The organism is Pseudomonas sp. NBRC 111139 (assembly GCF_001753955.1).
GTDB classification, from domain to species: domain Bacteria; phylum Pseudomonadota; class Gammaproteobacteria; order Pseudomonadales; family Pseudomonadaceae; genus Aquipseudomonas; species Aquipseudomonas alloputida.
Genome location: NZ_BCBP01000028.1, coordinates 30,134 through 49,665 on the forward strand (window position 1 = coordinate 30,134; position 19,532 = coordinate 49,665).

At 52.7% G+C, this 19,532-nt stretch carries 19 protein-coding genes and 2 pseudogenes; 9 read left to right on the forward strand and 12 right to left on the reverse strand.

What is annotated here, in order from left to right; translation table 11 throughout:
* Positions 1-203: 203 nt before the first annotated feature.
* A pseudogene (locus BJQ17_RS10540) lies at positions 204-476 on the reverse strand (LysR substrate-binding domain-containing protein); the annotation flags it as partial.
* A 319-nt stretch (positions 477-795) separates the two neighbouring features.
* Between BJQ17_RS10540 and BJQ17_RS10545 the strand changes: the two are divergent.
* The 3 genes from BJQ17_RS10545 (at position 796) to BJQ17_RS30985 (ending at position 5,014) form a co-directional block, all read left to right on the forward strand.
* Positions 796-2,520, forward strand: coding sequence for an ATP-dependent endonuclease (locus tag BJQ17_RS10545; RefSeq protein WP_070095999.1), 1,725 nt, complete (start codon positions 796-798; stop codon positions 2,518-2,520).
* 2 nt (positions 2,521-2,522) lie between these two features.
* Positions 2,523-4,160 carry a UvrD-helicase domain-containing protein gene (locus BJQ17_RS10550; RefSeq protein ID WP_070096000.1) on the forward strand — a complete coding sequence of 546 codons (1,638 nt, stop codon included), beginning with the start codon at positions 2,523-2,525 and terminating at the stop codon, positions 4,158-4,160.
* Between the two features lie 131 nt (positions 4,161-4,291).
* On the forward strand, positions 4,292-5,014 hold the full coding sequence (locus BJQ17_RS30985; RefSeq protein WP_139139765.1) for a hypothetical protein: 723 nt from the start codon (positions 4,292-4,294) through the stop codon (positions 5,012-5,014).
* 30 nt (positions 5,015-5,044) lie between these two features.
* Here BJQ17_RS30985 and BJQ17_RS10555 read toward each other — a convergent pair whose 3' ends face one another.
* Positions 5,045-5,494 (reverse strand): FAD-dependent oxidoreductase, encoded by a 450-nt coding sequence (locus tag BJQ17_RS10555; RefSeq protein WP_083285037.1) that lies wholly within the window; start codon positions 5,492-5,494, stop codon positions 5,045-5,047.
* A gap of 475 nt (positions 5,495-5,969) precedes the next feature.
* On the opposite strand from BJQ17_RS10555, the gene BJQ17_RS32065 reads away from it, so the two are divergent.
* Entirely contained in the window at positions 5,970-6,089 is a 120-nt protein-coding gene (locus BJQ17_RS32065; RefSeq protein ID WP_021782002.1) for a DUF1524 domain-containing protein, read from the forward strand.
* A 121-nt stretch (positions 6,090-6,210) separates the two neighbouring features.
* Here the strand turns inward: BJQ17_RS32065 and BJQ17_RS10565 are convergent, their stop codons facing one another.
* Genes BJQ17_RS10565 through BJQ17_RS10575 form a run of 3 tightly spaced genes read right to left on the reverse strand, consistent with a single transcriptional unit; the run spans position 6,211 to position 9,559 of the window.
* The gene (locus tag BJQ17_RS10565) at positions 6,211-7,116 is read right to left on the reverse strand and encodes a plasmid partitioning protein RepB C-terminal domain-containing protein (protein WP_041166987.1); all 906 of its coding nucleotides are present in this window, start codon (positions 7,114-7,116) and stop codon (positions 6,211-6,213) included.
* Complete coding sequence (locus BJQ17_RS10570; protein ID WP_070096002.1) at positions 7,113-8,006, reverse strand: ParB/RepB/Spo0J family partition protein; 894 nt, start codon at positions 8,004-8,006, stop codon at positions 7,113-7,115. Before BJQ17_RS10570 ends, BJQ17_RS10565 begins: the two co-directional genes overlap by 4 nt.
* On the reverse strand, positions 8,006-9,559 hold the full coding sequence (locus tag BJQ17_RS10575; RefSeq protein WP_083285038.1) for a recombinase family protein: 1,554 nt from the start codon (positions 9,557-9,559) through the stop codon (positions 8,006-8,008). Before BJQ17_RS10575 ends, BJQ17_RS10570 begins: the two co-directional genes overlap by 1 nt.
* 122 nt (positions 9,560-9,681) lie before the next feature.
* Between BJQ17_RS10575 and BJQ17_RS10580 the strand changes: the two genes are divergently transcribed.
* The gene (locus tag BJQ17_RS10580) at positions 9,682-10,035 is read left to right on the forward strand and encodes a hypothetical protein (RefSeq protein WP_021782005.1); all 354 of its coding nucleotides are present in this window, start codon (positions 9,682-9,684) and stop codon (positions 10,033-10,035) included.
* Positions 10,036-10,289: 254 nt separating this feature from the next.
* Here the strand turns inward: BJQ17_RS10580 and BJQ17_RS10585 are convergent, their stop codons facing one another.
* The 4 genes from BJQ17_RS10585 to BJQ17_RS10600 all read right to left on the reverse strand — a co-directional run bounded on the left by BJQ17_RS10585 (position 10,290) and on the right by BJQ17_RS10600 (position 12,997).
* Positions 10,290-10,784: a hypothetical protein gene (locus tag BJQ17_RS10585; protein WP_070096004.1), complete on the reverse strand. Its 495-nt coding sequence runs from the start codon at positions 10,782-10,784 to the stop codon at positions 10,290-10,292.
* Between the two features lie 78 nt (positions 10,785-10,862).
* Positions 10,863-11,840, reverse strand: coding sequence for a trans-acting enoyl reductase family protein (locus BJQ17_RS10590; RefSeq protein ID WP_070096005.1), 978 nt, complete (start codon positions 11,838-11,840; stop codon positions 10,863-10,865).
* Positions 11,837-12,238, reverse strand: a complete 402-nt coding sequence (locus BJQ17_RS10595) for a VOC family protein (RefSeq protein WP_070096006.1) — start codon at positions 12,236-12,238, stop codon at positions 11,837-11,839. Before BJQ17_RS10595 ends, BJQ17_RS10590 begins: the two co-directional genes overlap by 4 nt.
* Before the next feature lie 15 nt (positions 12,239-12,253).
* Positions 12,254-12,997, reverse strand: a complete 744-nt coding sequence (locus BJQ17_RS10600; protein WP_070096007.1) for an SDR family NAD(P)-dependent oxidoreductase — start codon at positions 12,995-12,997, stop codon at positions 12,254-12,256.
* Positions 12,998-13,136: 139 nt separating this feature from the next.
* On the opposite strand from BJQ17_RS10600, the gene BJQ17_RS10605 reads away from it, so the two are divergent.
* Complete coding sequence (locus tag BJQ17_RS10605; protein ID WP_175442723.1) at positions 13,137-14,030, forward strand: AraC family transcriptional regulator; 894 nt, start codon at positions 13,137-13,139, stop codon at positions 14,028-14,030.
* A gap of 5 nt (positions 14,031-14,035) precedes the next feature.
* Here BJQ17_RS10605 and BJQ17_RS10610 read toward each other — a convergent pair whose 3' ends face one another.
* Positions 14,036-14,500, reverse strand: coding sequence for a nuclear transport factor 2 family protein (locus BJQ17_RS10610; protein ID WP_070096008.1), 465 nt, complete (start codon positions 14,498-14,500; stop codon positions 14,036-14,038).
* A gap of 118 nt (positions 14,501-14,618) precedes the next feature.
* Here BJQ17_RS10610 and BJQ17_RS10615 point away from each other — a divergent pair, with 118 nt between their 5' ends.
* Positions 14,619-15,005, forward strand: coding sequence for a helix-turn-helix domain-containing protein (locus tag BJQ17_RS10615; RefSeq protein ID WP_070096009.1), 387 nt, complete (start codon positions 14,619-14,621; stop codon positions 15,003-15,005).
* Between the two features lie 244 nt (positions 15,006-15,249).
* On the opposite strand, the gene BJQ17_RS10620 is transcribed toward BJQ17_RS10615, so the two are convergent.
* Both BJQ17_RS10620 and BJQ17_RS10625 read right to left on the reverse strand, forming a co-directional pair.
* Positions 15,250-15,735 carry an ATP-binding protein gene (locus tag BJQ17_RS10620; RefSeq protein WP_070096010.1) on the reverse strand — a complete coding sequence of 162 codons (486 nt, stop codon included), beginning with the start codon at positions 15,733-15,735 and terminating at the stop codon, positions 15,250-15,252.
* 130 nt (positions 15,736-15,865) lie between these two features.
* Positions 15,866-16,351: pseudogene (locus BJQ17_RS10625) on the reverse strand (aminotransferase class I/II-fold pyridoxal phosphate-dependent enzyme); the annotation flags it as partial.
* A 262-nt stretch (positions 16,352-16,613) separates the two neighbouring features.
* Between BJQ17_RS10625 and BJQ17_RS30990 the strand changes: the two are divergent.
* Together BJQ17_RS30990 and BJQ17_RS29905 are read left to right on the forward strand one after the other, a co-directional pair.
* Positions 16,614-17,666, forward strand: a complete 1,053-nt coding sequence (locus BJQ17_RS30990; protein ID WP_139139766.1) for an HNH endonuclease — start codon at positions 16,614-16,616, stop codon at positions 17,664-17,666.
* A gap of 994 nt (positions 17,667-18,660) precedes the next feature.
* Entirely contained in the window at positions 18,661-19,392 is a 732-nt protein-coding gene (locus BJQ17_RS29905; RefSeq protein ID WP_083285039.1) for a serine protease, read from the forward strand.
* The last annotated feature ends 140 nt before the right edge of the window (positions 19,393-19,532 follow it).

A 19,532-nucleotide genomic window follows, 5' to 3' on the forward strand; every position in this document is an offset into this window, starting at 1 on the left:
GCCTCCCTGCCAGCGCTTTTGGAGAAGGTAATTGGAAGCGGTACCCAAGCGTGCGACCAATCGATCCGCTTCTCATCATTCGCCAAAAACTGACAACGCGCCACTATTTTGGTATCAGTGACATCGCTTTTGGCGACATTACTTCACCGCTATCGGTAGGGCTGCGTTGGCAGCTAGCATTGCTTGCGCGTCTGGCCGAGAGCCCCACCCTGGGTCATGCTCCACTCGGGGAGAATCCGCTCCAGGCGCCCATCGGCCAGGTATTCGCTGGCAATGAACTCAGGTAGCTCTGAAATGGCCAGGCCTTCGAGCAATACCGGCAGCATGGCGTCGGAGTTGGTGACGCGCAGCGGCCCGTTCGGCACCACGTCTTCTTCGGTACCGGAGGCATCGGTGAAGCGCCAGACCTGGCTGCGGGCGCGGTAGGCATAACTGAGACAAGGCACGCTCGCCAGCTCCCGCGGGTGTTGAGGGTTTCTGCGTTCTCAGCTCAGCTGAGAACGCGGAAAGCACGATACCCCTCCCTTCATGAGCATCGCTAAACAGAGCTGACACTCTGTAATAGAACCTCCATAGCACCTACCGCACCATCTGGTAGCAGGCATACAGTATGCGTTGCTGTGTTATCAGGCGGGCGGCGTCGCATTACCCAAAACTGCCTATAAGCGACAGGGCTACCGTTCCAGTCCTTTAGACAGGGCTTACTGAAAGCAGCCCATCGCTGATGCCCTATTGACACTATAGCCGTTCCGGCTGAAGCTCCGATCCTTATGCAACGCTAAACCAAGGACGAGAATGCTAATCACCAGACTGGTTTTAAAAGGCTTTCGAAACTTCGCGGATGCGACTGTCAGCCTTGAACGCAACACATTGATTATTGGCGCGAACAATGTTGGAAAGACCAATCTAGTTTATGCGCTGAGGTTGCTCTTAGACAAAAGTCTTTCTGACGCAGAAATTGAGCCGATGGAGTCTGATTTTCACATTTCAGGTGCTGGAAAAATATCTGACAATCTGTCTATTACGATCTATTTCTCTGAAGTCTCAGAGGACGCTGTGCTCGCAAGCTTGAAAGGAAACATTACAGATGATTCGTGCTTTGTGCTTCAGTACACAGCCGATAGGCGCAGCCTGACATACCAGATTAAAATCGGCGCTACAAAGCCTTCGCTTGTAGAAATCCCATCAAGGTATTATTTGAAGCACATAAATCTCAGGTACGTAAAATCTCGAAGAGACCTTGAGAAATACATCAATAGTGAAAAAAGACAACTCCTAAAGCTATCCTTAGAAAATCGTAGCGATGAAGAGTCTAGGTCGGATCATCGGCAGATGGCTAGAATTGGAAAAGCGCTAGAGGCCATCAACGGTAGAATTCGTAACCTACACTATGTAAAAGGAGCGACCGACTCTGTAAATGAGGAGTTACAGAAGCTTGCTCACGATTTTAGTGAGTACGAAGTGAAGCTCGACTCGGGCGCGATCCAAGTACAGCAGTTTATTGATAGCCTTCGCCTTGGAGCGTCAACGTCTGGTGCATCCGTTATGCTTGGAGGCGATGGTCGAAACAATCAGATTCTGATGGCTTTATGGAAGGCCAAAAGCCAGCGTGAACATGACCCAGACAGTGAGGTTGTATTTTATTGTGTCGAGGAACCTGAAGCTCACTTGCATCCCCACCAGCAACGAAAGCTTGCTGATTACTTAATCAATGACCTCCCTGGTCAGACATTCATTACCAGCCACTCCCCTCAGATCACGGCTCGCTATACCCCTTCTTCGATAGTCCACCTGAAAGTCGCGGGAGGAAGAACCAAAGCAGCAAGCAACGGTTGCAGTAACTGCATCAGCAAAGCATGGGATCACTTAGGTTACAGAATGAGTATTCTGCCCGCCGAAGCCTTCTTTGCAAAATGCGTTTTACTGGTAGAAGGCCCATCTGAAATTTTATTTTATAGTGAGCTTGCAAAGAAATTATCGATAGATTTAGATTTTTACAACATTTCAATTCTGTCAGTTGACGGTATACAGTTTAGTGTATATGTAAAAATCTTGGACGCCATGGAAATTCCGTGGGTAATGAGAACAGACAATGACGTATCTGACATCACAGTAAAGAAGGTTCTACAGCGTCACGTTGCGGGAATTAATCGTTGCCGGGCCGCAGCAGCATTAACAGCCGAGCCGCATTATCCAGTCGGCACGACTACCCAATCTCTGCTGGCCGACGGTACTTGGCATAGAATCTCGATGGAGACAAATCCAAAAGGCGCCTATCTTTCACGCATTGATCTTGAGCACGACTTGACGGAAGAATTGGAGTCTGAGGTAATTGCCTATGCTTGCAAAAAGCTGAAGAAGCGGACTTTAGATGCACCAAGTGCTATTAAGTACTTACAAGGCAAGAAAGCAATCCGCATGAGGGAGTTACTGACGCAGATATCAAATAGCCTTCCTGTAATTGTAGGCGGCCATCTCGCGAAGCCGCTACTCCATGCTAAATTGCTAGCTGAGACCTAAGCATGCCTACTAAAATCACCTACAGTAACGCACAAGAAAAAGCTATTGACTGTCTAGGCAGCATGGTTATCACAGCATGCCCTGGTAGTGGAAAGACAACTGTAATGGTGGAAAAAATCCGCCGTGAATTTGATAGTCTCAAACCACATCAGGGGGTTATTGGAATTTCCTTCACCATCAAATCCAGCAAGGAACTTGGCGAGAAGTGCAAACGAAACGGAGCCAATATAAGATCAAGCTTTTTCGGGACCATCGATAACTTTTGCCTCGCAGAAATAGTATTTCCATTCATAGCTAGAATCTATGGCTCTTCCGCCAAGGAAATCTCTTGCGTACAATATAGCCAACTAGAGGAAAATTACAAAGCAAATCTTCCTGAGCTTTCGAAAACCAATATAAATCTTCAGACAAGCGACTACAACCTATATGAGCCCGAGTTTAAAGAGCACTATCTAAAAGGATTTATTCTTCTTGAAGCGGTCACGATCATTGCCTGCAAAATCATAGAAAAATCGGAGGCATGCAGGCGCTACATCAAGGCAAGATATCGTTCTGTGTATATAGATGAATATCAAGACACTTCGGAGCCTCAGCACAGGCTTTTCTGTGCTCTACACTCATTGGGTTTGAAAGCTGTCGCTGTAGGAGACACGCAACAGTCTATATTTGCGTTCCGAGGCAGCGACCCTACTTATCTTTTGGCACTCACGGCAGACGAATCAAACTTCGAACACCACGTCATCAATATTAACCATCGCAGCCACCCCTCCATTATCAACTATGCTAACCGCTTGTTCGCCCCTCAGTGCCAGCTACTGCCCGTAGAGGAAAACGACGTTCGGGTATATCACAGGCGCTTCAATGGCACACAGGACGATGTGGCCAGCACACTTAATGAATGGATAGAAAAAGCAGCACGGGCTCTCAAGATTGAGGATTTGAGTGAAGTAGCAATTTTGGTGAGATGGAATAATTCAATCGAGCGCCTGCAAAGATATCTCACACTTCCTGCCAGATTCTATAAAGATGATCCATTATCACAGATCGTCAGTCCACTGGGACGCTTTTTCTCCGCACTACTCTACTTCTATTTTGACAAACGCAAGCTAGTAGAACAAATCCTAGAAGATTTTCCGCTCCTTAAGACCACCCCTGCTAAGCTGCGGGCCCTAAGGAAGTCGATACATGACCTCCGGAATTTACAGCCAGCCAGCCTCCCACCAGCCTTTCTGGAGATCGCGCACTCATTCCGTTTCCCTACCGACAATCAAGCTGAACTCGATGCTCTTGAAATAACCATATCGTCGCCAGAAGAAATCTTGCACTATGAAAGCGCGCGCCCCGGTGAAATCCAGATAATGACTCTACATAAATCGAAAGGACTAGAGTTCGACCTCGTAGTGCATTTGGACCTCTATGACTGGGTATTTCCTACTCGCAGATATACTGGAAACTTTGACGAAAAAGTTTTCCCAGATTGGGACCAAGACTTGAATCTTCACTTTGTAGGGATTACAAGAGCAAGGAAGTGGTGTGTCTTGGTCACGAGCACCCAAAGAATTAACTCTGAAAACAATACAAAAAACGGCAGCGCCTCTCAGTTCATGTCAATACCCGGAATCACTGGGCTTTATAAGTAAAGGTTAGGATAGCTTTATGATTGCATACCCCATCAGGCAGGGCACCAAACTTAAATCGATTGCTTTGAAAGCAGTGCCCTTGCTAGCATTCACGTAAAGCAACTGGCTTGATATTTTACGGAATAGGCAGCATGAGAAAAATCAATAAGCTTTGCGCATACTTACTTGCCCTAGGAATTACTTTGGTGATCGTTGTGGCCTACTTGCATTTTAAGGATGGCGCGCCGCTTCAGATCTCCCTAGCGACTGCTTGTGATGGGAAAGGAGAGTGCCGAGATCCAGTAGCGCTCTTGGAAGGACCAATTAATTTAAGATCAGAATCCAAAACCACCTCGGACCTCCTAGATTTTATTAAGTCCCACCCCGAAGTAGATACAGTATGCTTAGTATCTGAAGGTGGGGATGTCGACACTTCCGTTGCGCTCGGCCGCTTTATTCATCGTAAAGGGTTAAAAACTTGCATTGCTAATAAATATAAAAAAGCAGATGGATCCGAAAGAAAAGGCTATTGTCAGTCTTCATGTGTTTGGGTTTCAATTTCCGGAAATGAAAGCATACTATATGACAATTCGGCGCTACTCGGATTTCACGCAGCGCGAGTGCAAGATCTTTTCGGAAATGTAAAAAGAATAGATTCGGAAGGACTTCTAAAATTTGCCGGGCTAATTAAAGAAGTAGCTAGAGACACCGCAGAGCAGAATAGGCTTTATGGTTTACTCTTGTGGTCATTTGACCAGGGTACAACCACCGACACAACGGATTGCAGTGCACAGCAGGTACAGGAGCACTATCCCTACTTCTCTAAAGTCAAGGACATTAACAATGGAACGTATGCGGTTTGCGAACTTAGATAGGAAATAGATTCTCCTTTCATCTCAGCCGTTTTAAAAGTTAGGGAAAACGCCAACCTTACCCACAAAGCTGAGGTTGCTTGCCTTCCCATTTCTGCCAATCACTGGCGAATCGTCAGCGATAAAATTTTCTATGCCCGACCAAGCACGGTTCACAGCCAAGTGTCGGAGGTGTGGGAAACGGTCAGTCACAGTGCGCGCACTGGTACTCAGCCTATGCATCTCCACTTCGCCGTGTCGGTCAGCGAATTCGACAGATCCAATCAGCTTCCCGCCGATCACCACGGTTCCGTTAGCAAACTGCTTGAATGACAGTGCCCGACCTGTGGCCCCCAGTACAGTCGTACAGAATGAGGCCACTCGATGGGTGACCATGAGCATTAGCCGTTCAGGCTGGGCAGGCACGGGCTCAGCAACTTGCCATGCTAAGTGCCCTGCCCAAGCACCCGCTGCCACGACAAATCTACAAGCCTTTGACTTCAAGGCCGGTGGACGCGGGCTGAGTTAATGAGCACACCACTGTCCGTTTTCGACCCAAACCGGCCCTTCGCAAAGGGCCGCAATGGGCAAACGCTGCGAGTCACGGACGCTGCCTTCGACCCAGCACAATCCTTCATCACGTTCGACTACAGCTGACGGGGATCGGTGAATTCCGTAACGCCTGCGTCAGCGTACCGTTGTACCCAGACCGGCTGGATACCGCAAAACCTGTTCGCTGTTAACGGAACTCGAAAGCGGTTTACGGCTATCCGTTAAAAGCGAAGAGCCAGAAGTACCAGACCTATCAGCGCTTGATATAGAACATATTTCGCCGCGCAGTTGGAACGTCCCACTGGCCGCTGAAAGATGACAGCGTGGCAGCGGACAGCGACGCGTCGATATCGAAGTGATAGTGCGCTCTTGCGCTACATTGACGCCCTGGCAGCTCCTGATTCGTGAACGGCATGAGAGCATCCCAATGCTAGGCAACTTGACGCTGCTTAACTTCAGCGTCAATAGGACGGCCCAACACTGCGATTTCGCGGCGAAACGCGACAAGCTGATGCCAATGCTGGCCTTGGTCTCAATGTCCCACTGATTGCTAGCTCTGCGTGGGACGAAGCCGCGATTTCAGCCAGAGTCCATGCCCTCGCCAAAATAGCATTGACGATCGGTCCTAAGAACGAATGATGACCTCCCACCCAGCACAGCAGATGGGTCTATTCACGCTCCAGACTACGAGCATCTGCGGTGACCGCCTCCACAACCCCCGCCAGCTCCCGTACCAGGTCAGGCTCGAAGCGCTCCAGGTAAGCTGCGATAGTCTGATTGCGCAGCATGCGAGACACATAGCCCTTGGCAACCACTAGTACCAGCATGGTTTCGCCAAGGGTGTCTTCAACCAACCGGTAGTCGTGGTAGAGCTTTTCCATCTCCCGCTCCATGCGTGCAATGTCTTCAGCAGTCACGCCCTCACTGACTTTCTTTGCCTCGACCAGCTGTTCAGGACGCGTTGCGGCCAAGACCATTTCGGCGTAGCGGCCAGTAAAACAGTTAGCGGACATCATCATCTCGACTAATTCGATCTGGCGCATAGGCTTCATCTTGCGCAGCACACGAAAGACCGCCTGACTGACCATTCGCGTTTTCAGCATCTCAGCGACTTCCGGCGCAATTCCCCGCAGCAAACGCTGGCGCTCGCGGATGTGTCCAACGTTGACGCTCAAGACTTCGGCAATCCGCTCGGCGGTCGTTCCTTTGCGAATGGCCTCCAGAATCATCTTGTGCTCTTGAATTGGGGTAAGTCGGTTGATCTGCCGGTTGTAGGTGAAGCCTTCGTCATCTGTCGCCAACAGACACAACGCGTCTTTTGCACCCAACTGTACGAGCGCAGCTAGTCGCAAATGACCATCCAACAACAGATAACGGGGCTCCTCTCCTGCCCCGTGAACCGGCTCGGGATGCACCGCAAGCGGTTCAACCACCCCCAGCTCACGGATGGAAGCTAGGATCGCCGCATACTTGACGGAGGTCAGCATATCGTGGGTGACTTGGCGAGAGGGCAAGATCAGCGATAGGCGGACGGTAATTAGATCAGGCTCAAAGGCACGCTTGACGACAGTCATGCGTCCCCCTGAATACGCTCGGCCAATACCTGCGGCATATCATCAATGCCTTCGCTGCGTAACATTGAGCGAAAAAATTCATCGGCTAGTAACCGACGCAATGCGGTCACGACGAAGAGCAATCGTTGCTCACTGATGTCGGCCTTCTTCACCATCAGGCGCTGACGACGCACCTCAGTCTGATAGGCGGTTAGCAACTGCCGGGGAGTGGTCATGCGCTCGCCTCCCTGATGCTTACCATAATCTTTCCCTAGAACCCGTCGACGGTCGATCAGACGGCGCACCTTGATGAGTTCATCCCCTTTCAACAGCCCACTTTCATAGGCCTCGACCATGGCGGCCTGGACCTGGGCATCGTCGGACCGTGCCACATGGATCGCGACTTTAATCGGTAGCCAGCCCTTTTCGACGGCAGCGATCAAGCGCTCCTCTCCTTGCCGCAACAGGATCAGAATCCCGCCGACATAGGCACGGTTCAAGCAGGTTTTCTGGGCAATCTGCCTGATGGAGTAACCACGCTCGTGCAGTACGTTGATCGCCATCAGCAAGTCGCGGTTCGAATGCTTGCGTCGCGCCAGATTCTCCACCAAGCTGATGAGATAGCGGTCCGCCTCAGCCGCCGTCACCACGACCGCCGGAATGGCCGACTCCCCCAGGACCTTGAAGGCTTCGAAGCGCCCCTGCCCACAAATAAGGTCGAAACTCGAACCATTACGGGTCACCGTGATCGGTCGTTTCAACCCCAGACTCGCAATGTTTTCCACCAGGCGTGCAAACACTTGTTGATTGCGACTACGCGGGTTGAGCACGCGAATATCCGCGAGTGGGATCTGCGCAATAGGCGCTGCCTGCGCCACATGAAGTGCAAGATGCTCTCCCGATGTGGTCATTACGCAGCGCTCCCCAGGGGTATACGTCGACTCAGGTCCGCCAGGATATCCAAGCTGTCGAACCGGTAAAGTTCCAGTTCGCGCGGATTAGTATCTCCCAGACGCAGGTGAGGTGCCGCCAAATCGATCATGGGAAAGAGGTAGTAATCAAGCACTTCCTGCTCACCTGGGAGCATGCGAACAGCGACCGTCAGGTCCGGTAATAAACCGAAGTCGAAGCGTAGCTGCCAACGTCTGCGCGGCGACTCTGAGCATTGACAGCGGCACAGCACCACCGAGATCGAGAACTCATCATTAACCCAAACCAGTTGGGTCTGGGGGTCGACCGAGATGCGTCCACCGACAAGACGAATGCGCTCCTGCGTTTCGACCAAGATCTGCGGGTACAGCTCTCGCAGCCGGCGATTCGCCTCCAGAAAGCTGTAGTCCCGTGCGGGTGAATAACCAATCAGGCTGTAGCTGCGTAGCAAACTACCAAAGCGCTGGCGATAACAACTGCTGGATGGGCAATCCTCTTGCTCATCAATGATCAAACCAGACAGACAACCTCGCTCCGCAAATAGTTGCTTCAGCGTGGCCAGCATTTGCTCATCAGTCCAGTGCCGTGACCGCGCACGGATGATGGCCTGCGCCGCTAGAAACAAGGCGTGGTCGACCACTGAGGAGAAGGCACCGTCCGCCCGCACCAACTGATCAACTGGATTAGGTGTACGGGGCTGTTTCAGCTTGCCAGACGTGCGATTCCATACGTTGTTACCGATGTACTTTTCGTTGATCAGGACCTGATGCACTACGCCCCGTGTCCAGGGCCGCTGGAAGTCTGTTAGCAGGCCACGCCGATTCAGTTGCGTTGCAATTTCAGCTTCGGTTCGACCTTCCCTGACAAAGGCCTGGTAAATGTCTTGAACGACCTGTTGTTCGGATTCAGGACCTGGAGTGAGGATCACCCGATCCGTCTGAAGGCTTTTGTACTCTCCCCGACCCAAGATTGCTTTAGGCTGCCCAGCCTGATCTATAAGTTGACGACGCAATCCATAGCCAGCCGGGCCTCCTTGTCGGTAGCCCAACTCGATCAGGCGCGACTGCCCCGCAAATACCTTGACGGACAGTTCACGGCTGTACTCACCGGCCATCATGCGCTTAACACTCTTGATAATGCTGGAGACCGGTGAGCCATCGTTAACGAACTGTTCGGCGCAGTATTCGACCCTGACACCCGCCTGCCGACATCGTACTTCGTAGCTGGCGCTCACATCAGGGTCCTGAAAGCGCCCCCAGCGACTTACGTCATAGACCAGAACCACAGAGAACTCGGACTGACCCGCGTCAACGTCTCGAAGTAGCTGCTGAAGAGCTTCCCGACCATCTAGGCTCAAGCCACTTTTCCCTGCATCGGTGTACACCCGGACGATCTCCAGCTCATGCGCTGCCGCATAAACGCGAATCGCATCTAGCTGGTTCTCAGTGGAGTACTGCTGGTGTTCCGTCGACATGCGGACGTAGGCAGCGGCTCTATTGCTGCCCTCTGCCAGGGATGGCTGTGCTCGTCTCATTTGTTGATCGATGCCCCCTCAGCGGCTTGGGGTCTACACCCATGCCAAGCCGTAGATTGCACTACGCCTACCGGCCTTCGTCAGATGCGCCACAAACGAATATAAATAGGAGCCACAGAAAAATGATCGCGAAAATGGGCAATCCTTTTCCAATCAATGCAGAAATCTACGCCGGCGCCGTAGCCGCTGCCTTACGTACCGAATTAGGCACGTCACATCGCGCAATCAAGACGCTGCGCAATTGGACCGATGCCAGTGAACGCACCGCTAAGCACTGGCTGGCAGGCAGCCATGGTCCCAGCGGCCTTCATTTGGTTGAATTAATGCGGCATTCGGACCATGCGCTTCAGGCAGTGCTTGAATTGGCACAGCGGAACTCGTCCGTGGCAGTGGTCTGGCTTCCCGCTTTGCGCGAGCGCTTGCTTGACGTCGCGGAAATGATCGAGGCTTGCCTGGGGCCTGGCAGCGCTCGCTGACAGCCCTTTGCACGGTCTCCCGGTCTCTATTGCTGTAGCCTGAATCCTCCGTGTTCAGAAGACTTCAAGCCATTTAAAGTATGTAGATCCTGCATTTGAAGACTGCGGGATATTCAAGGCTAAAAGGCAGGTGGCGGGACTACTGTTCAGCTGTGTCCGCAATTTGCCGATTGCTGCCGCTCTCCACAGGCAGCTTTGGGTCGAAAGCAGCCGCTGCTTCTCTACAGACTGCGAACGTTGCTCGACCCGCATTTCTACTCCATCACGACAAAAATGCTCAGGGCATGACTGCCTTTGGCCTGCTCTCGATACACGTGAATCGATCCACTACCGACCAGGGCGTTTGCTGCCGCTGGTTTTTTTAGCGCCTCGCGAATTTGGGTGGGGATCGATAAGCCCAGCAGCCGCACAGATAGACGGTTCGACGCGTGCAGCAGCTCTCGCTCAGCGGCATCAAGGACGTTTGGATTCTTGACCTTGACGATGAGGGACACCCGCTTTACGCGACCCTCCTCACCCTCAGCCAAGTAAGTCATTTCGCTGCCCTGGCGCTCATCGCCGCGCACTGGCCGACCGGGACTTTGACATCGCGCCCCGTTGCTTGAGGTTTGCGTCCGGTTGCCAGCGAGCAATTGTGTATCCCGCAATATCGCGCACACCACCGCAGGATCGTCTGTTTGCAACGCAGCCGAGCAGTCCAAGGTGGTGAAAAGTGCGAGCAGCGCCACGCCGCATATCGAAATGTTCATCGCATCCTGCCTGTGGTTCGTTGTCGAGGTTGTCGGTGTATGACGTCAGGGCAGCTTTGCTCGGCTGCCCAACTCTGACTAGAAATCCGTAATGGTTGTACCGGCGATGGTCTCGGCGAACCCGACACCGAGTAGGTGTGCCGGTGTTTCGAAACCCGCTCGACGCTCACCGCCCAGCACACGACGCGCCGCCTCAACTGCTGCCAGCGGTGTGTAGGTGTACCCGTTGACCGTCTCAATCACTGAGCGGGCCTTACTGCCATCTGCTCCCACGACCTCGGCTACGGCAAACGCACGATGCGCTAGACGTTCATCTTCACTTGGCCCTTCAGGCAGTTCCGAGAGGTCACCCTCGGGAAAGGCGGCGTCCGGGATGTGCACGTACATGGCGATGTCGGGAATGCCTGTGGATCGCCAACCGGTCACCAGATCCCCGAACGACAGTGGCACGCACAGCTTTGGGCCGGCTCCAAAATCAAACTGTCGGGGTGGCTGATCGGGGGTCGCCACAAGTTGACCTTCGACACGCGCCAGCACACCTGCGCCGATGATCTCACTCACGCTCGATGCCGAGCCGCGAGACATGGGGCCTGCCACTTGCAGCGCCACGTTCAGGGACTGAGGTTGTTCAACCCTCGCCGCCACATGCAGGGCCAGGCAATCAGTCGGCACCACGTCCCAGCCCACGCCAGGCAGTAACATCACGCCCGCTTGCGCAGCTTCAAGATCCAGAGACTCCGCCAGCCGGTAGACGTTGATCTCTGCGGTGATGTCCAGGTAGTCCACGCTTGACTGAATGCAGGCGCGCATCAACGGCTCGGCGGTATGCGCAAATGGCCCGGCGAAATTCAGCAGGACGCTGATACCGGCCAGGGCGTCTGCCGTTACGTGTTCAGCGCTGAACACGCGAAACGGCAGATCCAGTTCGGCGGCCAGAGGCGTCAGTCGGTTCGCGCTACGCCCCGCCAGAATCAGTTCCAGGCCAGCTGCTTTTGCGTGCTTCACGGCCATACGCCCGGTGTAGCCGGTCGCACCATAAATCATCAGGGTCTTCATTGGGCGTGCTGCCAGTTTTTGTAGACGAATTCGAGGCTATAACCGTCCGGGTCGAGGACATTGGCCGCGTAGTAGTTCGGGTCGTAATGCAGCCGCGCGCCGGGAGCACCATTGTCTGTCGCTCCTTGGGCCATGGCCGCTGCATAGGCAGCATCGACGTCGGCACGGCTATTGGCGACGAAACCGACGTGCACCGCCTGCCCCTCAACCACCCCTTCGCGCAGCCAGAAGAACATTCGGCCATGAGCGCCAAAACCCTTGAGGTCAGGATGACCGGGCGGGCCGTCCTTGCCGTCGTAATCCAGACGTGCCGTGATGCCAAGCGGCGTCAATGCCGCCTCGTAAAAATGGATCGAGCGCTGGATGTCGCTCACCGAGAGAAAAATATGATCGAGCATGGAGCCTCCGACAATTCAGATGATGTAGCCGCCTGCGACTTCGATGGTCTGGGCATTGATCCAGGTGCTTTCGCCAGACACCAGCATCGCGATGACGCGAGCGACGTCTTGCGGCTCACCCACCCGGCCCAGCGCGGTTTGCCCGGCGAGCAAGGCCTCGAACTCATCGTTCAATCCGCCGCCCAACTCGGTGCGAATTGCACCGGGAGAAACCGCATTGGCGCGAATACCGCGCTCGCCCAGCTCCTTCGCCATGTAGCGGGTCAGCACTTCGAGACCACCTTTGAAGGCGGCATAGGGCGCTACGCCTGCGGTCGCAACGCGCGTGGTAGCACTGGTCAGGTTGACGATGCTGGCGCCGTCTTCGAGCAACGGCAGCAGGGTTTGAGTCAGGAAAAAAGGCCCTTTAAGGTGCACCGCGAACAGGCCGTCGAACTGTTCCTCGCTGACCGATTCCAGCGGATTGAACAGCCCGTACCCTGCGTTATTCACCAATCCAGCCAGCGTAGTTATGCCCCAGGTCATTTCCAGAACGGTGAACACCGAATCACGAAATGCAGCGAAGCTTGCGGTATCGCCTACGTCCAACCGCAGTGCAACGGCCTTGCCACCCGCCGCCTCGATTTGCCCGACGACCTGGTTTGCTGCATCGGGATTCTGGTTATAGGTGAGGATGACGCCCATCCCTCGCTCTGCAATGTGTTGAGCGGCGCTCGCGCCGATGCCGCGACTGCCTCCGGTAATAACGATGACGCCCATGGTGCGATTCCCGTGTCGATGACTTGAGCCTCCACAGTAGAGATCACGCCCCTTCGAAACGTGGCCATTCCTACTCGAAACCTGCCTGTTTCTGCTTTTTGCTTGCCAAGTGCTGAAAGCGCGGGGCAGCATCCAGTCCATGAATACACAACTAAATGAACTGCGAGCCCTGACTGCAAGTGCTGAAAATCGACGCACTGAAACGGGAATTCCCAGGGTGGCTATGGTGCAGGGTGAGATTCCCGAGCACATGCTGGCCGCCGTTTACGAGCCGATGATCAACCTGATTCTCCAGGGCAGTAAAACCATGACTGTCGGGGAGCACACGTTGCACTATGACCCGGCGACGTACTTTGTGATGTCCATCGAGCTGCCCGCCGTGGGCTCTGTTCATCCGGCATCGACAGGTGAGCCTTATTTGGCGGTAAGCCTGACGCTCGACCCGGTGGCGCTGACCACGTTGCTGGCCGATCTACCGCTTCCAGCGGATCGCCACGATCAGGATCCGGGTTTTTCCGTAGCGCCGGTCACGCCTGAGCTGATGGATGCCTGGGTGCGGCTGCTGCGCTTGATGGGTGACCCGCAAGGTATCGCGGCACTCGCGCCCGCCTACGAGCGCGAAATTCTCTACCGCGTACTGCAAGGCCCTCACGGCTGGATGCTGCGTGAAATCGCTGCGCCAGACTCGGCCATGGCCCGCGTCAATCAAGCCATTCAATGGATCCGCCGCGACTTTGCCCAATCCATTCGCGTCGAACACATGGCTGAAAGAGCCGCGATGAGCGTCTCGGCCTTTCACCGGCATTTCAAGGCCGTTACCACACTGAGTCCGCTGCAATACCAAAAACGTGTTCGCCTGCTTCAGGCGCGCACGCTGATGGTGGCCAACGCGAAAAGTGTCACTGCTGTTGCTTTTGAAGTCGGCTATGAAAGCAGCAACCAGTTCAGCCGGGACTACGCGAAAGTCTTCGGGCTGCCGCCTTCACGAGACGCTGCGCGCATTCTCAGCGAACAAAGAGTATTTAAGGCGTAAACAAATTAAACACCGGCCAGGACGGAGGGATCTCCCGTGCGCCACACGTTGTCCACGATGATGTGCTGGATCAGCCAGGTTTCACCCTGTTTGACCAACTGAACGTCGTAGCGGTTTTTCATGAGGTAATGACGAGTCCTGTCGGTTTTCAGCACGTGCTGGGCTTCTACCAGCGCATCTAGCACTGCCTTGTCCCCGTCAATGGTGACGCGGGCATTGTTCACCGAGTGCGTGGTGTCGAACGGGGTGAGTGAAGCCATCAGGGCTTGCACAATTGTGTCCCGCCCCTCCAGAACAGGGTATTCAAAACCGGCTTTAGCTGCGGCTGGCCTGAAATCAGAAACTGCACTTTCCGTAAGAACCGAAGCCAAAAGCGCGGGGTCACGCAGATCGATACCCGCCGCGTAGCGGTAAAGTGCTTCAGCAACTGCAAGTTTGTCAGTCGTTTCTTGAACGAGTTGAGATGACATGGTTAACACCCTGATTGAAGTAAGGCGTCAGGGTATAAGATGCAGAATAAATGACAATTACGCACTTTCAGGTCATCAGGTTTATCCGAATACACCACATGCACGCGAAGAGGCTTATATGATTGACGCCAGGATCGACATACCCAACGACGCGACCAGTTGCCCGAGTCGTTATTTACTGGATCAAATCGGTGATAAGTGGACGATGCTGATTCTCACAGCGCTTTGCGAGAAGCCACTGCGTTTCAATGAGCTGAAACGGTGTCTGGAGGGCATCACGCAAAAAGCGTTGACGCAAGCCCTGAGGCGACTCGAACGCAACGGGATACTTGCTCGTCTTGTCATTCCCTCTTCGCAGGTGGCAGTGGAATATCGAATAACCCCCTTGGGACGGACTCTGGAGGAGCCTTTCACGGCGCTACGCCTTTGGACGGTCCAGCATCTGTCCACTGTCATGGAGGCGCAATCGGAGTTCGATGAGCGCGAAACCCAAGTTCGCTGCTGACACGGGCAGTGCCTGAAGGGTCAGCACATACAACGATTCCGCTGGTGCCCTCTCTGTCGGGCTGACGATGAATAGGCTCGGAACTCAGAGGCTGCCCGCTGCTTCGGCTGGCAAACCTCTTCGAGGACTGGCAGTCGTCGTTGTGCAGGTCAGGTGGCTCCACCCTAGTCATTTGATGTGGAGTGACCGCTATCGGCCAGGAGCGGATACTCCAGACGACCCAATTTTTCTGGAGATGTCTTCGTCAAATGCGGTGAATTTCGATCTGGAGCCCCTCATCCTTATCGGGCGCCTGAAAGTAGTTGGTGATCAGATCAAACTCGGCGTCGGTCGCAGCAAATTCATGTTCGGCGCGGCGGTTACGAATATGCAATCTGCTTCGACAGACATCGTCGTGTACCTCGATATAGTGAACGCAATGGGCAACCCCGGCCGCGTCAGCCAGGCCCCGCAGCCATTGCCGATCCTGGAGAGTGTTGGCAGGGAAATCCAGGACGACTGTCACCCCGGCACGCAACACATCAGTGACGAGCGGGCCCACCACCTCTCTAATCTGGCGCGAGAAGCGTACGTAATCGGTTACTGACTTGATCTGGTCTGGGTAAAGCTTTGAGAGCCAATGATCCTCGCTTAGCAGAACCGCCGACAGTTGGGTAGCCAAACTTTTTGCCAATGTTGATTTGCCAGATGCAATCTTGCCAGACATGAGATGAAGCACTGGTGTGAGCATGGGGACGCCTCCTTGTCGAGCCCTGATGATGCTTATTGAATAGCTTCGAAGCAACTAGCGGCTCCTCACTGTCTGCTATGGGTCGAAAGCGGCCTGTCGTGAATCGCAGATTTCGACCCATTAGAGATAGTCAGGCCGCCTGCTGGCTCAGAGCCCGACGCAGGACATCCGACAAACGCTTCAGACCTTCATCCAGCTTGTCGGGAGCAACATGGCTGAAGTTCAGCCTCAGGTGCCCTGGATGTTTGTCAGGCTCTGGGAAGAAGGGCTCTCCGGGCATGAACGCCACATTGGCCGCTAGTGCCGGTTCGAGCAATGCCCGGGTATCGATGGGGTGCTTGAGCGTCAACCAGAAGAACAACCCTCCCTCTGGCATCTGCCACTCGGCCAGGTCGGCGAAGTGCGTCTCCAATGCGGCCTGGAAAGCGTCTCGACGACCCCGGTAATAGCTGCGTAACTCTTCAAGATGACGCTCAAGCCGTTCTGTCCCCAGCCATTGAAGGACCTGCCATTGCCCAACCCGACTGGTGTGCAGGTCCGCCGATTGCTTGAGCCGCAGCAAGTGCGGGAACAGGTCGGGGCTGGCAATCAGGTACCCAACCCGCAAGCCGGGCAGCGTTTCGACCCATAGCAGCCATTCAGTATGAGCAGGGTCGGCCAGAGACAGCCCCTCAACCTGCTTCACCGACTGCGAGTGCCCCTAACAACATCGATCCTGGCACCATCGAATTCTCTTGGATGGCGCCATGGGGCAGCATCAATCGCTCGACGCTCAGCATCGTGTAGGGAGGCTGCAAGTGCGTATCGGGAAGGAGGGGTTGGCATTCTCTTGGTGTCGTATCATGATGGCACATCTACTTAACGGCTAGAGTGCCATCATGGATGATCTCACTGCTTTCTATCTTACTCATGTTCGACCTTACTTCGCTCAATCGCCGGACGACGCGATTCTCAACCAATACGAGCCTATTGCTGCTGGTGAACTTCGGGAAAAAATGCACGTGGGTGTTGAGGGGGCTGAGCAGAATCCTATTTGTCGATTTTGTGGTCTTGGGCTAGATAAAACGACTTTTGATTTAGTACCTCATGCGGTACCAGAGTTTTTGGGGAATACCAAGCTCATAGCCATAGATGAATGTGACACTTGTAATAATAAATTTGGCGGGACAATCGAAACCGATCTTGCTAACTATCTAGGGATTGAGCGAATTCTAACAGGAATGAAAGGTAAGAAAGGGCTACCAAAAGAAAAACTCAAGGGAGGATCAATTCAAAAAGGAAAGTATACGCGCCTCACTGAAATATGTAGTATGCCTGGATCTGAATCCATTGTTCATGACCCTGATCAGAAGACGGTTACATTTAAAACGGTTAGAGCACCTTATGTGCCAGCTGGTGTCTTTAAGTGCCTGACAAAAATTGCTCTTTCCATCATGCCGGATGAGTATCTGGATGAATTTTCGGAGTGTAGAAAGTGGGTTGAGAAAGCGCATGACTCTTGGGATTTTGTTCCTGCTTCAGCGTTTCGTGCGATCAAGAGCACGATATATCTTCCGAAGCCATATCCGCATATACATATTCTACTAGCTCGGCGTAAGCCTAACGTGTTTGGTTGCCCCTACATGCTGTTCCAAATTAGTTTTAGTAATGTGGTATTGCAAATCCCAGTGTTTCGCGGCCAAGCGGATATTCCTGTGTTTGGTGAGAGGCTCTTGACACAAATAGTCCCCGTGATTCCCAATCGCTACAGTCTGTACCCTGCTACTCGCCCGCAAGTTAAAGTAGAGGTGTTAAACCTGAGTAGAACTCAGAAATTGAAGCAGGAGGAGCAGGTGGTGGCGATGTCTTACGACTCTATGATTACCTTGGATGTCTCAAATCTGACCCTTGAAAAAGGCCAAATAAAGATCCTTAGTAAGGCAGGGGATTAATAAAGCAATGCTTACGGAAAATGATTAACTGAGTTCGGATGCAACGCTAAGCTTTTCGCGTATGAGCGCTTCAACTCATGGGTTAGATGACCGGAGGCATAAAGAAATATGGCTGAATTGAACTTTTGTGTATTAGACTCCGACGGGGCGCCATATCAAGGGCTGGGGCCGGCGATTATTTGCTATTGATCCTTCGTCATCGCCAATATCGAGTCTCCAACCGGAGAGAAGAGTAACGGCAATCTTTCCTTTAACCATTACGCAGTCGTGGCGGAGCTAAGGGGGTTCGGAGTTGGTGGCTTGGGGGCGCTGCTATTTGCTGAACATGTAGCTAGGTTCTTGCCAAATTTCACGGTTCTCCAGTTTTATTTGCATCGCCAAACCCATCAGACAATCCTATGTCGCTACGCGTTGCGCAAGAGAAGCTTTTTTCGTCGCTCGGCGCGACGTGCTCGCACGCACCAACCGATTGGCATTCTCCACCTAATTGGATAGTAACAGTGCACTGGGATAAACTACATTGGGATCATCCTAAAAAATTAGCGGAGTTCAAGCGGCTTTTTCTCGCCCGTCATAAAGAAATATTAGCAGCCGCGTTGAGGAGGAAAGCACATAAAGCGAGGCAGTTGAAGAGGTTGAATAGGTTAAGACGGTTGAAAAAATTTAAGGTTCTGTCGTTCATTAAGTGGCTCCGTACCAAAATGTGATTTGGATAATTGTTACGATGCCACACCAACCGCATATACTGCCTGCATGTTCTTAATGCGTCGGGATTGGCGGCAAAGGCTATACATAATTAGCGCGTCAAGCCAAATTCGTTTGCCTCCTCACTCTCTGATGATTTGAGTGTTGACTGTAGCATGTTTACTATTTTAGAGTATTTCGTGGATTGAAGTTAATGAGATAAAGTGCTGACTTCATCATGTTTTTTGGAATTTCGCCAATAAAGTGGACTGTCTCTGCGCCTGCTTAGTTCACAAACTTAAGGGGTCTTATGAGTATTTCAGAGTTACAAGAAGCGGCTGAGCACAATACCAATCTGGTCATTGATATTATTGTTCCGATCTTGCACTACAAAGCTGATGCTGGCGAGGCAAAAGAGTGGGTCAGTGGCGGTACAGGTTGGTTTTTTGAAGCTATGAATAAGAAGTGGCTAATAACTGCTGCTCACGTTGTAGAGGATTACCTGGCGTCGCTTGGGAATAATTATACGACTTTCATCGGTGGAAGCGATTGCCCTATGGTTGATATATCACAATGGGAAGTTGAAGAGATTGACTGCAAGCTAGATTACTGTTTACTAAAAATCCCGAAGAATTTTTGCCCATCGCAAATCAATAAGTCCTTTTATAAGTCCGAAGCTTTGCCATTAGAGAGAGCTAGCAGAGGTGACTCTACTTTCATAGTTGGTTATCCTGGAAAGCTACGAAAGGGAGGCAGCACTACCGTTGATGCTGCAATAGCATGCCTGACTGACTTTGTTGCATCATCAACTGACGACCTTCTTACTATTGTTAATGAGGAAGGCGCTAGGATAAAAATTCCTTTCACTGAAGGGATAAGCACGCCCGAGCATTTTGGTGGAATGAGCGGTGCGCCCGTGTGGAAAATTTTTCCCGATGGCTGGGTTAAACCTGTAGGCATATTCATTCAAGGCGGCGGGGCTGACTCTCCCTATTTTTGCAGACATATTGACCTGTTGTTTGGCACATTACAAAACCGCTGAGCTGACTTTGATATTGGATCAGCGTGATCACTTAGATTGAAATTGCAGCGTGACCCTTCAAATTTTGGAGTTCACAGAGATGGTTCCAGACTAGGCTTCGTACGAAAAGTACCTAAGCGCCGATCAGGTGGCGTTAAAAA